Source organism: Paenibacillus sp. BJ-4 (genome assembly GCF_020404765.1).
Lineage (GTDB): Bacteria > Bacillota > Bacilli > Paenibacillales > Paenibacillaceae > Paenibacillus.
Genome location: NZ_JAIVEM010000053.1, coordinates 1 through 15081 on the forward strand (window position 1 = coordinate 1; position 15081 = coordinate 15081).

General features: G+C 40.8%; 2 protein-coding genes and 1 pseudogene. All 3 read left to right on the forward strand.

All coding sequences use genetic code 11. The features are described from left to right. Positions 1-340: 340 nt before the first annotated feature. Positions 341-1600: pseudogene (ectB, locus tag LCF57_RS10470) on the forward strand (diaminobutyrate--2-oxoglutarate transaminase); the annotation flags it as partial. Continuing rightward, positions 1593-10232 (forward strand): non-ribosomal peptide synthetase/type I polyketide synthase, encoded by an 8640-nt coding sequence (locus tag LCF57_RS10475; protein WP_226000642.1) that lies wholly within the window; start codon positions 1593-1595, stop codon positions 10230-10232. The pseudogene ectB and the gene LCF57_RS10475, both read left to right, overlap by 8 nt. A 42-nt stretch (positions 10233-10274) precedes the next feature. Beyond that, positions 10275-15081: non-ribosomal peptide synthetase (locus LCF57_RS10480; protein ID WP_226000643.1), on the forward strand; the 4807-nt coding region annotated here is incomplete at its 3' end.

Sequence of the window (15081 nt, forward strand, 5' to 3'; positions counted from 1 at the left end):
ACTGGTATCCGGGAGCTACAGACTCTTATGGCCGTCCTATTCTGGCCAATCAATATGCAGATGCAGTTTACGCTACTTATAAGGGCTATGGCGGTAAGAACTAAGATGTTATTTATTTTCCACCCTTGCAGGTTTTACAATCCTACCGTACATGTACACCCAGTTTTGTAAGTAATACCGGGAGTGGGCGGGGGAGGACAAAGGCAACGATGCACATCCACCACAAGCCGGGAGAGAACATGGATGTGGATTGGGCCGGAAAAATAAACTGAAGTTAGTGTTTAAACACTAACTTCAGTTTAAGGGAGGAATTATGAGTATGGAAATTTTTGAGTAGTATGAATCCAACGTAAGAGCATATTGTAGAAACTTCTACGATGTGTTTGACCGGGCTAAAGGTGCACTGATTTATTCAGAATCCGGAAAGAAATTTGTTGATTTTTTTGCAGGAGCAGGAGCTTTAAATTATGGACATAACAACGAATACATCAAACAAAAGATACTCGCTTATCTTGAATCGGACAGTATTACTCATGGGCTTGATATGTACACAAAAGCGAAACGTGAATTTATCGAAAAATTCTCGCAGATCATATTGGAACCCCGAAAGTTAAACTATAAAATTCAATTTTGCGGGCCTACAGGTACAAACGCTGTAGAAGCATCGCTGAAGCTTGCCCGAAAGATCACTAAACGGACTGGTATATTTGCGTTTATGGGAGGATTTCACGGAATGTCGCTGGGGAGTCTGGCTGTTACCAGCAACATTCAGAAAAGATCTTCCTCCGGCATAGCATTATCCGATGTTACCTTTTTCCCATACTCCGAGAGTCCAATTGACTCATTCGATACTATTGAATACATGGAAGCCGTTCTAAACGACGGTCACTCGGGAATCGAAAAACCGGCGGCTATTATATTTGAAACCATTCAGGCGGAAGGCGGCGTAAATATAGCTTCACCCGAATGGATGCTCAGGCTGAGGGAACTTAGCGACAGACACGGTATTCTACTGATTTGCGATGACATTCAGGTTGGCTGCGGACGCACCGGACCGTTCTTTTCATTTGAACGTGCCGGGATGATCCCTGATATTGTACTGCTTTCCAAGTCAATCAGCGGGTATGGCCTTCCCATGTCTATTCTGCTGATGAAACCGGAACTTGATGTCTGGAAGCCTGGTGAGCATAACGGTACGTTCCGGGGAAACCAGCTTGCTTTCATTGGAGCTACAGCTGCGTTGGAATATTGGGAAATGAATAATTTGGAACAGTCTGTGAAATATAAGGAAGCATTTGTAAGAGAATATTTAACCAAGCAGATTTTGTCATTACATAAGGGCCTGACCATTCGGGGTGCAGGTTTGATTTGGGGTATTGATTTTTCCAATGTGGAGGATGAGCGAATCACGCAAAAAGTAGTAGAGGAATGTTACCAAAACGGTTTAATCATCGAAAGCGCAGGAAGAAAAGACAGTGTTATAAAACTTATGCCTCCGTTAACCATCGAGCTTGAACTTTTGCAGCAGGGTTGTTCAATTATCAGACAAGCTATTCAAGAGAATATAAATAAAGTATTGGAGGTCGAAAGTTATGGATAAAATCGCCATTATAGGAATAGGATGCCGTTTGCCAGGAGGAATAAGGGGGCCTGAGGAGTTCTGGGAAGCATTGACTGCGGGAAAAGATATGACTTCCGATTTACCCGAAGGCCGCTGGGATTTAGAAAAGTTTTATGATCCTGACAAATCAAAGCCAGGCAAGCATTACACCTGTCATGGTGGATTTTTAGATAAAATAGATGAGTTTGACCCTTTGTTTTTTGGTATTTCTCCAAGGGAAGCGGCCTTTCTTGATCCACAGCAAAGACTGATGCTGGAGACATCATGGGAAGCAATGGAAGATGGAGGCTTGGATCCGGCCAAGCTAGCAGGAACCAATACCGGTGTCTTTGTAGCGGGCTTCACCCTTGACTATCAAGCAATACAATTTAAAAACGAATCGGTTGAAAGTTTAGATACACATTCGGCAACGGGTATGATGATGACAATGTTGTCCAACAGGATTTCATATATATATGATTTCAGAGGTCCAAGTTTGTCTGTAGATACAGCGTGTTCGGGCTCTTTGGTTGCAACACACCTTGCATGCGGGAGTTTATTGAATAATGAATGTAATCTCGCAATAGCAGGCGGAGTAAGTGTTATAGCTACACCTGAGTATACCATAGCGGAAAGTAAGGGTGGTTTTTTATCTCCCGATGGACGGTGCAAAACTTTCGATTCCAGTGCAAACGGTTATGCAAGAGGAGAAGGAGCCGGCGTTGTGGTTTTAAAACGCCTGTCAGATGCTATCGAAGACGGAGATAGGATTTATGCCGTAATAAGTGGATCGGGTGTAAACCAGGACGGCCACACAGACGGGATTACTGTTCCAAACGGGCAGGCTCAGGAAAACTTAATGAAGGAGGTATACAAAAAGGCAGGAATATCACCTTCAGATATAACATATATTGAAGCTCACGGCACCGGCACTCCGGTTGGAGACCCTATTGAGGCTAATGCAATAGCACGAGTGGTTTCAACAGACAGGCCAAAAGATAAAAAGTGTATTGTCGGATCTGTTAAGACAAACATTGCCCACCTTGAGGCCGCTGCAGGAGTTGCCGCACTGATAAAAGCTTCACTAATCATAAAGCATAAGCAAATACCTCCACATCTGCACTTTAAGAATCCAAACCCTAAAATTCCCTTTGACGATTTATGTATACGAATTCCTCAGACCCTGGAGCCTTTGCCGCAACCCGCATTGGTTGGCATAAATTCATTCGGTTTTGGAGGAACAAATGCCCATATCCTCTTGGAGGAAGCTACAGATCTCCAAAAAGAGGGTACTCCTGAAGTTAATGTAAATACCGGATGGCCATATATGATTCCCATATCTGCGCGCTCAGAAAAGGCGCTAAAAAACTATGCGCAAAAGTATGTTGATTTTATTAATGGAAGTGGAGAAAGTATTTCTTTATATGATATTGGAAGCATGATGAGCAAAAAGCGCACCCATCATGACTATAGACTAGCGGTTTCGGCATCTTCAAAGGAAGAACTTGCAGGAAACCTGGAAGCGTATATTAAAGGACAAGCACGCCAGGGGATGTCTGCGGGAAATGTTGAGGCAGGAAAGTACAATAAAGCTGTTTTTGTATATACAGGTATGGGGCCCATATGGTGGGCTATGGGCAGACAGCTCCTTGAAAAAGACCCTGTGTTTAGAAATATGATAGAAAAATGCGATAAACTTACACGTCAGTATGCTGGATGGTCTCTACTGGAGGAACTTCTCGCCGATGAGGAGAATTCACGTCTGGACCAGCCCCAGTTTGCTCAACCTGCCAATTTTGCTGTTCAGGTGGGTTTGACTGAAGTATGGAAATCCTTGGGTATTATACCCCATGCGGTGGTAGGACACAGTGTTGGAGAAGTGGCTTCTACATATGTTGCAGGAATTTACAGCCTTGAAGATGCCATGTTGGTAAGTATTCACAGAAGCCGTGCACAGCAAAAAGCAGTAAACAAGGGCACAATGCTGGCGGTAGGTTTACCAGAAAAAGAAGTTGTGGCCCTGCTGGATGAGAACATAAAAGGTGTTTCAATGGCAGCAATCAATAGCCCAAATTCGGTAACTTTGTCAGGTGATCCTGATGCCCTTGAGCAGATCCAAAAACAGTTGCAGGATAAGGGGGTTTTTGCGCGGCTTTTAAAGGTCAATGTAGCGTATCACAGTTACCAAATGGAACCATATGAGCAGGAGCTATTGGAGGCATTAAAAGGAATAAAGTCCCAGCCTGCCGGGATACCGATATATTCCACGGTTACAGGGAAAATGCTGACGGGTACAGAGTGTGATGGACATTACTGGTATAAAAATGTAAGAGAGCCGGTACGTTTTGAAGCAGCAATGTATGAAATGATTTCGTTGAATTATAACTTATTTATTGAGGTGGGCCCTCACCCTGTTTTAGCAGCTTCTATTTCTGATTGTCTGTCAGCTAAAAACGTTGAAGGTAAGAAGTTGTTCTCTATAAAAAGAAATGAAAACGAACAGGTTTCAATACTGGAGAACTTAGGGAATCTATATGCACTGGGATACCCTATAGATTGGAACAAGATTTACCGGTACCAAGGTGAGTTTGTAAGTCTCCCTCTTTATCCATGGCAATGGGATAAATACTGGATGGAAACGCAGGAATCAAGTGAATTTAGGCAGGGAAAAAATAAGCACAAGTTTTTAGGACGCCGTTTGAAAACTTCCAGCCCTATATGGGAGATTGAACTTAATACTACCTATATGACGTATCTTTCTGATCATAAAATACAAGGTATAGAAGTTTTCCCCGGAGCAGGGTATGTAGAGCTGGGAATGGCTTGTGCCAGAAGCTATTTTGGAGAGGGTTTTTATACAGTTGAAGATATAAAGTTTGAAAATGCTTTATTTTTAAATCAAGGAGTATCACCTGTGGTGCAGGTGGTTTTGGATCCAAAAACCGCAAAATTCGAGATTTCAAGCAGGATACCGGGACAAGATAAGACTTGGACATGCAATGCATCCGGCACAATAAGAAAACGGCAAAACATAAAGATCACTGCTAAAGATGAGTTGATTCAAATACTTGGCAATTGTACCAAAGAATACGGAAAAGAAGTATGTTATAAAACCTTCTATCAAATGGGTTTCCATTATGGTCCTTATTTCCAAGGTATAGACAAGATATGGAAAGGTGATAACGAAGCTCTTGGCAGGATCGAGATCCCTAAAATACTGGAGATTGATAGCTCTATCTACGGTCTTCACCCGGCGGTATTGGACGCCTGTTTCCAGGTTACCATTGCGGCAGTTGCACCACTTAATGAAGATGAAAATAACGAAGGCCAATCATTCCTACCTGTAGGAATAGACAGGGTGCAGCTTTATGGAAGGCCGGAGCCTGTCATGCTTTGTCATACGCAGATGGTAGATAGGAAAGATAATAATTTGAACGCCAACATCCGTCTATATAGTGAGGACGGAAATCTAATCGCCGAAATACTGGGCATAAGAACTAAGGAACTTGGAAATAGTGGAGGGTCTGATGCTGGAAGAGTTAAGGATTATCTTTATGAGATAAACTGGGAGCTTCTAAAAAGTGAAGAAGTTGATACCCGCACAGCTGCTGCTAACTCTGGAGCATGGCTTATTTTTGTGGATCATAAAGCAGCAGGAAAAGAACTGGCAAATCTCCTTGAAAAAAGGGGAGAAGAATGCTTTATGGTATATCCTGGTGAGAATTTTGGTTGGCAGTATGAAGAGCGTGAGATATATATAAACCCTCGAAGCATTGAGGATCTTAGAGCGTTGTTTGATGAATTCTCAAAAATTAAAACGAAGCTAACAGGTATTGTATATATGTGGAGCCTCAATATCCTTGAGATCCAGGAAGTTAGCAATACAGCTATAGAAAAAGCTTGTTTTGAAAACCTGTTTGTATTAAAACACCTGGTACAAGCAACCACAAATCTGGGATTAAATTTTAAGCTGTGGGTTATTACAAGAGGAGCCCAAATGATCAACAGGGCTACTCCAAATTCTGCATTCTTACAGTCGTTGGTATGGGGCCTTGGCACCGTCATAGGTTACCATGAGTTGCCTTCAAATTGGGGAGGCCTTGTAGACCTTGACATAGAGGCCAATGCGGGTGAAATGGAAATGCTGTTAAAAGAAGTCTTAGGTAATGGAGAGAACCAAATTGCTTTCCGTAATGGGAATAGACTTGCAGCAAGAATCGATAAACTGCGGATTGATATGCAGCATCAAGTACCCGTACATCTTCGCCCCGATGGAAGTTATGTTATTACAGGTGCTTTTGGTGGCATAGGTATGATTACAGCCCAGTGGATGGTTGCCAAGGGAGCAAGACATCTGGTACTGCTTGGACGCGGAGAATTTCCAAAACGTTCTGAATGGAACAATGTAGAGCCAGGCAGCAGCCTTGCAGAGAGGATTGAGTTTGTTCGTAAGCTGGAGTCCCAGGGGGCAACAGTATATATTGGATCAGTGGATGTAACTGATGAGGAAAAGCTTGCTGGATTTTTTAAAGATTTTGATAAGGAAGAAAGGCCTCCTATTCGAGGTGTTGTACATTCTGCTGGTATTACGGATGATCAATTTCTTGAGGTTAGTAAAGATGAGACTTTTTATAGGGTCCTTTCGCCTAAGGTAAATGGTGCATGGAACCTTCACCGTATGACAGAGGGACGGCCTATTGACTTCTTTATTTTATTTTCTTCAGTTGCTTCTGTATTTGGTTCACCAGGCCAGGGAGCATATGCAACTGGGAATGCCTTTTTGGACTCACTTGCACATTACCGTTTATCGAGAGGACTTCCTGCACTGAGTATCAATTGGGGACCATGGTCAGAGGTTGGAATGGCTGCAAGGTTTATGGAACGTGATCCGGAGTATTATATACAAAAATCCATAGAATCTGTAACGGTAGAAAAGGGAATTAGGGCTATGGAGCACCTTGTTGGAGAAGCTGTTGCACAGTCTGTGGTTCTACCTATACTCTCGTGGCAAACGTTTGGGGAAAAATGGTTCTCACCCATGAGTTCTCCACATGTGCTTAAAACTCTTTTGCAAGATGAGTCAGGACAACAAGAGAATATAAATAAATCAAAGGTGGATGTTGATATCCTGGAGGATATTATTTCATCTCCAATACAGAGCAGGCAGAATATCGTTGAAATGCATATTAAAACAATAGTAGCGAAGGTTTTGCGTTATAATCCTGAGGATCTAAGTACCAAACAACCACTAACTGTTTTTGGGATGGATTCATTAATGGCCACCGAAATAAAAAACAGGATGGAGGTTGCCTTTAAAACACCTGTTTCCATAGTAGAACTTCTTAAGGGTTCCAGCATATACGATCTTTCCGAGCAAATGATATCAAAGCTATACGAATCGGGAAAGATTTCAGAACAGGATTCCCTAAATATGGGTAAGGCTGAGCTTGAAAGAATACCTAAAGTTTCTGAAAAAGAGTACTATGAAACCTCATCTGCACAAAAGATGATGTATATCATTAATAATCTTGAGGGTAACAACATTGGGTATAACATACCTGTGGGAATTTTATTTGAAGGTGGGATTGAAAGGGTTGCCCTTGGGGAAGCATTAAAAACATTGATACAAAGGCATGAAGCATTTAGGACATCCTTTGAGATGATTGATGGGGAGCTTGTGCAAAGGATACAAGATGAAGTTGATTTTACTATAGAATATTTTGAGTCTGAGGAAGACGGAGTAGAGAAAATAATCGATGAATTTGTAAGACCGTTCGATTTAAGCAAAGCACCCTTAATAAGAGTAGGTCTTATAGAAATCCATGCTAGCAGGCAAATACTTTTGCTTGATGTACATCATATAGTCTCGGATGGAACTTCAATAATCAGGACTTTTGATGAAATAGTTTCTATATTAAGTGGTGAAAGCCTTCCGGCAATGGAGGTGCAATATAAGGATTTTGCCCAGTGGCAGAATGGCTTGTTTAGCACTGAGGTTTACAAAAAGCAGGAAGAATACTGGCTTAATAGGTTCAAGGGTGAAATTCCTATCCTTGATATGCCTACAGATTATCCTAGGCCTGTCCTTCAAAGCTTTGAAGGAAATAGGTTGCTATTTGATTTAGACAGTCATTTGATGGATAAATTAAATGTACTTTCCTCCCAAACAGGAGCCACCGTGTATATGATACTTCTTGCGGCATTAAATACACTAATGTATAAATACTCAGGACAGGAAGACATAATTATTGGTACTCCTATAGCGGCAAGAACTCATTTTGATACTGAAAGAATACTGGGGATGTTTATAAATACCCTGGCATTAAGGAATTTCCCAGAGGGAAATAAGGCCTTTACTGAGTTCTTGGAAGAAGTAAAAGAAAGCTCCTTAGAAGCATATGAAAATCAGGAATACAGGTTTGATCAGTTTGTGACAAAACTTAACGTAAAGAGAGATTCAAGCAGAAATCCTTTATTTACTGTTATGTTTAATATTGTTCCTTCTGATGAGCATATTATGGAACATCGTGGTGAATTAAAGTATTCCAAATATCCGGTTGAAAGTAAAACATCAAAATTTGACCTAACATTCCAGTTGATACCAGATGGTCATAATATAATATTATGGATGGAATATGCTACACGTCTGTTTAAGAAGGAGACGGTAGAAAGGCTTGTTCAGCATTACTTTAATATCCTTGAAGAGATAACCTCAAACCCTGAAAAAAAACTATCAGAAATCAATATGTTATCCCAAGAAGAAAAGGAGCGAATAATATACGGCTTTAACGATACGAAGGTTGAATTTGAACATCACCTGACGGTACACCACCTGTTTGAGCAGCAGACGAAAGTACGTCCAGACAATATAGCAGTAGCGTATGAAGGCCGTAGATTTACATATGGCCAGATCAACCAAAGGGCAAACAGGATAGCAAGGTACATGCTAAAGGCTGGCACTGGTAGAGAAGAAGCCGTAGTTGTCATGCTGGAGAGGGGACCCTTATTTGTAGAATCGGTACTTGGTATATGGAAAGCAGGGGGGGCTTACATACCTGTAAATCCAAAATACCCTACACAAAGGGTGCTTGATATATTTAAGGAATCTAAAGCTGCCTATGTGTTGACCTTATCAGATTATGTGACCCAGCAGCTTAGTGAGAACTATAAAGGCCGAATTATATACCTTGACCAGTGTGAAAAAGAGATTGAGGCTGAAAGTGGCGAAAACCTAGATCTAGATATAGACATAAATAGTTTGGCCTATGTTATATATACATCTGGTTCAACTGGTGTACCAAAGGGAGCTATGATAGAGCATCTTGGCATGATAAACCACATCCATGCGGAAATAAAGGAACTTTGTATAACTAACAACAGCATAATATCCCAGAACTCGCCTCAATACTTTGATGTATCTGTATGGCAGTTCTTTGCAGCCCTAACCATAGGAGCTCAAATTATCATCTATCCAGATGAAATAGTAAAGGATGTTGCAAGGTTTACGAATCGGATCATAGAAGATGGCATAACGGTCCTTGAGGTGGTACCTTCATACCTTGCTTTAATGCTTGAGTATGTGGAAAATACAGGGAATAAACCGGAAAAACTTCATTACTTGCTGATAACGGGAGAAACCGTAAAATCCGGCATAGTAAGGAAATGGTTTGACCTATGTCCAAATACTAAAGTAGTTAATGCCTACGGACCTGCAGAGGCAGCGGACGATATTACTCTATATACTATGGAAGCTGCTCATGAAGGAGAGAACATTCCTGTAGGCAAGCCTATACAAAATATGAATCTATATATAACAGATAAAAACATGAACCTGTGCCCTATCGGAGTAAAAGGAGAGATCTGCGTCTCTGGAACAGGTGTAGGAAGGGGTTATTTAAATGACCCTGAAAAAACAGCCCATGTATTCCTTGAAGATCCTTTCAGAGAAGAAAAGGGGATAAGGCTGTACAAAACAGGAGACCTGGGAAGATGGCTGCCTGACGGGAATATCGAATTCCTGGGCAGAATAGACCATCAGGTTAAGATCCGCGGATACCGAATAGAGCTTGGAGAAATAGAAGCTCAGCTTCTAAAACATTCTTCAATAAAAGAAGTTGTGGCAGCAACAAGGGAAGACCCCCAAGGGAACAAGTACATCTGTGCATATATAGTTGGAGAAAGTGAATTGACAATACCGGAATTAAGGGAGTATCTCTCCAAAGATCTGCCAGACTACATGATCCCTTCATATTTTGTACAGTTGGAAAAACTGCCTTTATCAGCGAATGGCAAGGTAGATAGAAATGCCCTGCCTGCCCCTGATGGAAATATTAATACAGGGGTAGACTATGCTGCACCATTCGGTGAAATTGAGGAGAAGCTTGTACTGATATGGAGCCAAATCCTTGGAGTCCAGAAGATTGGAGTAAATGATAACTTCTTTGAATTAGGAGGAGACTCATTAAAGGCAACCAATCTTGTATCAAGGGTTCATAAAGAATTTGACATAGAATTTGCATTAAAAGAAGTGTTTATGGGTCCTACAATTTCGGCAATAGCAAAAAGTATTAAAAATAGACTTAACGATACAGTGGAAATCGAAGAAATTTTAAGCATGATTGAAAATCTATAAATAGGAATTAAAAGAGATGAAATAGAGAAGAGGGACGAAGTTATGGATAATTTGATGAAAAGAATAGAATCTCTTTCTCCAGAAAAAAGAAAGCTATTTGAGACGATGCTAAAAGAAAAAGGAAAAGATGTTTCAAAATATACGCCAAATGCCTTTTCTGGAATACCTTCTGCCAGAGAGCAGGAATTTTACCCTATGTCATCTGCCCAGAAAAGGCTGTATATACTAAACGAGCTTGAAGGAGCAGGTACTGCATATAACATGCCAGGCGTCGTACTGCTGGAAGGAAACATTGATGCAGTACGCTTCGAACAGGCATTCAAGGAGCTAGTAAAAAGACATGAGGCTCTGCGCACATCATTTCATATGGTTGAGGGTGAACCAGTACAAAAGGTTCATGATTACGTGGATTTCAGTATTACGTACCTGGAACTGGATGAAGAAAAAGCAGCAGAAATAGTCAAAGAATTCATAACGCCCTTTGATCTTAGCCAAGTTCCATTACTGAGAGTAGGACTTGTAAAAACGAACGAAGACAGGCGTGTTATGATGTTTGACATGCACCACATAGTATCAGATGGTATATCAGTCAATATACTTATGAGTGAGTTTTTGGATTTGTACCAAGGGAAGACCCTTTTGCCACTACGGATACAGTACAAGGATTTTTCTGTATGGCAGAAGGAGATGTTTGCCGGAGACTCAATAAAGAAGCAGGAAGAATACTGGCTCCAGACATTTAAGGGTGATATACCGGTACTGGATATGCCTACTGACTATCCAAGACCGGCGGTACAAAGTTTTGAAGGAGATGCTGTAAGCTTTGAAATAAACCCTGAACTTTCAGTCAAACTAAATAAGCTTGCAACAGATAATGGAGCTACCTTATACATGGTACTGATGGCTGCATATAACGTACTCCTGTCCAGATACACTGGACAGGAAGACATCATAGTTGGAAGTCCTGTAGCCGGAAGGCCCCATGCTGACCTGCAGGGTATCATTGGTATGTTTATAAATACCTTGGCCATAAGGAACTATCCTGAGGGAGAAAAGACCTTCGTCCAATTCTTGCAGGAAGTAAGGGAAAATGCGTTTTTGGCTTTTGAAAATCAGAACTACCAGTTTGAAGAACTTGTAGAAAAACTTAATCTCATGAGGGACATGAGCAGGAATCCTCTTTTTGACACTATGTTTGCACTGCGCACTTCAAACAAGACAGAATTTGCAGCATCGGGTATAAACTTCAAACAATACAACAACTGGCTGGAAGGCAGAAAGGCAAAATTTGACCTTATGCTTGAAGTGGTAGAGGGTCAAGAAGGTATAACATTTAACCTTGAATATTGTACCAGGCTGTTTAAGAAGGAGACAATAAAAAGGTTTGGAACCCATTATATAACCGTTCTTGAAGAGATAACGGCATGCCCTGAAAAAAGGTTGTGGGAAATTGATGTACTGTTACAGGAAGAAAAACAGCAAATCCTATATACCTTTAACGCTACAGAGGCACAGTATCCTAAAAACAAGACTATCCATCAGCTTTTTGAAGAGCAGGCAGAGAAGAACCCTGATCATGTAGCTGTGGTATTTGAGGGTAAAAAGCTTACATATAGTGAACTCAATAAAAAATCAAATGGGTTGGCCCATGTATTAAGGGCTAAAGGAGTCAAACCGGACAGTATCGTAGGTATTCTGGCAGAACGCTCACTTGAGATGATAGTAGCAATCCTAGGGGTATTAAAAGCAGGAGGGGCATATCTTCCCATAGATCCAGATTATCCTGAGGAAAGAATAAGTCATATGCTGGAAGACAGCCGGGCAGTGATCCTGTTGACCCAATCACATTTTATAGACAAATATACATCAATAGGTACAGTAATAAATTTAGAAGATGAGCAGGAATATTCAGATGAACAATATAACTTATCGGAGGTAAATAAACCTTCCGATCTAGCTTACTTAATATATACCTCAGGCTCTACAGGTAAACCCAAAGGGGCAATGATAGAGCATAGAAACATAGTAAGGCTGTTATTTAACAGTAAAATGCAGTTTGATTTTAACGAAAATGATGTATGGACTATGTTTCATTCTATGAGTTTCGATTTTTCCGTATGGGAGATGTACGGGGCGTTGTTATATGGGGGCAGATTGGTGGTAGTTCCTAAAATGACAGCACGCAGCAATGTAGAGTATCTGAGACTTCTAAGGAATGAGAAGGTGACCGTATTAAATCAGACACCTTCAGCCTTCTATAATATAGCCAATGAAGAAGTATCATATGAAGAAAAAGAACTTAAGATAAGATATGTCATATTCGGAGGGGAAGCATTAAAGCCTGCATTGTTGAAGGAATGGAGAAAGAAGTACCCGCAGACTAGACTCATCAATATGTATGGAATAACCGAGACAACAGTGCATGTCACATATAAAGAGATAGAAGAGGAAGAAATTAGATCTAATGTGAGCAGCATAGGAAGGCCTATACCAACCCTTACAACATATGTAATGGATAAGAACATGAAAGTTGTTCCCATTGGAGTAGCCGGAGAGCTTTGTGTAGGAGGAGACGGAGTTTGCAGAGGATATCTTGGAAGACCGGAGCTTACAAAGGAAAAGTTCGTTCAAAATCCGTACAAGCCGGAAGAGAGGTTATATAGATCTGGAGACCTGGTCCGGTTATTATCTGATGGAGAAATGGAATACCTGGGTAGAATAGACCACCAGGTAAAGATAAGAGGCTTTAGGATAGAGCTTGGTGAAATAGAAGCACAACTGCTAAAGCATCCTTCAATTGAGGAATCTTTGGTGATTGCAAAGGAAGACCATCAGGGCAGTAAATACCTGTGTGCATATATAGCGGGAGAAAATGAGCTGACAATATCAGAACTAAGGGAGCATCTCTTAAAAGAACTGCCCGAATACATGGTACCATCATACTTTGTGCAGCTTGAAAAAATGCCATTGACAGCTAATGGCAAGATAGACAGGAAGGCATTGCCTGAACCCGAAGGTAATATAAATACGGGAATAGAGTATGAAGCGCCTATAGGCGAATTTGAAGAGAAGCTTGCACTGATTTGGCAAGACATCCTTGGAATTAAGAAGATAGGAAGAAATGACAACTTCTTTATGTTAGGTGGACACTCTTTAAAGGCTACAAGCCTTGTAGCGAGAATTCACAAAGAGTTCAATATAGACATGCCTCTTAAGGAAATATTTAAGGCTCCAATTATAGCGGAAATAGCAAGGTATATGAAGGAAGCAAAGGAGAGTATATATCAATCCATCCAAACTGCTAAAGAGATGGAATACTACCCTATGTCATCAGCCCAAAGAAGGCTGTATATATTAAATCAGTTTGAAGGAGCAGGGACAGCATACAATATGCCAGGCAGCTTGCTGGTTGAAGGCAGTATTGATCTGGAGCTTTTTCAGAAGACCTTCCAACAGCTTATAAATAGGCATGAGACCCTTCGAACATCTTTCCATTTCATAGAGGGTGAACCCGTCCAGAAGATCAATGATCCTGTGGGTTTTAGTGTAGTGTATCTAGAATCTGACGAAGAAAAAGTGGGGGAAATCGTAAAAGAATTTATAAAGCCGTTTGATCTTGGAATTGCTCCGCTGCTAAGAGTAGGCCTTGTGAAAACGGGAAAAGACAAGCATGTCATGATGTTTGACATGCACCATATCATATCTGACGGTACGTCCATGGATATACTGGTACATGAGTTCATGGATATGTATGGAGGAAATAACCCTTCTTCCCTCCGTATACAGTACAAGGACTATTCTGTTTGGCAGAAGGAACTATTTACTGGGGACAAAATAAAGAAGCAGGAGGAATACTGGCTCCAGGAATTTAATGGAGAAATTCCTGTGCTGAATATGCCAGTAGATTACCAAAGGCCTGCGGTTCAAAGCTTTGACGGAGGTTTTATCCGTTTTGAAGCAGGCAGTGAGCTTACGGGAAAACTTATTAAGCTTGCAAGGGATAATGGGGCTACTCTTTACATGACATTGCTTGCTTCATACAACATACTGCTGTCTAAGTATACGGGGCAGGAAGATATTATAGTGGGAAGCCCTATAGCTGGAAGACCTCATACAGATTTACAAGACATAATAGGTATGTTTGTAAATACTTTAGCCATGAGGAACTATCCCCAGGGAGAAAAGACCTTTGCTGAGTTTCTAAAGGAAGTAAGGGAAAACTCTATAAGGGCTTATGAAAATCAGGACTACCAGTTTGAAGAACTGGTGGAAAAGCTTAATGTAAAGAGGGATATGAGCAGGAATCCTCTTTTTGATACTATGTTTGTATTGCAAAATACCGGCTCATCAGAATTGAAGATAGATAGGCTTAAGTTTATACCCTATACAAATGAATTTAGAATATCCAAATTTGACTTGACATTAAATGCTCGGGAAACCCAGGAAGGTATTGCATTTGATTTGGAATATGCCACAAGGCTGTTCAAGAAAGAGACTGTAGAAAGGTTTGCAGCCCATTACCTTAATGTTCTGGAAGAGATAACGGTTTATCCTGGAAAAAGGTTGTCAGAAATTGATATGCTTTCACAGGAAGAAAAGCAGAAAATACTATATGACTTTAACGATACAAAGGTCCGGTATCCTAAGGATAAGACTATACATCAACTGTTTGAAGAGCAGGTAGAAAAGACACCCAATAATATTGCTGTAGTGTTTGAAGATAAACAGCTGACTTATAAGGAAGTAAACGAAAAGGCAAACCAACTGGCCAGAAAATTAAGAGAAAAGGGAATAAAACCTGATAGTGTAGTGGGAATTATGGTAGAACGTTCCCCGGAAATGATCATAG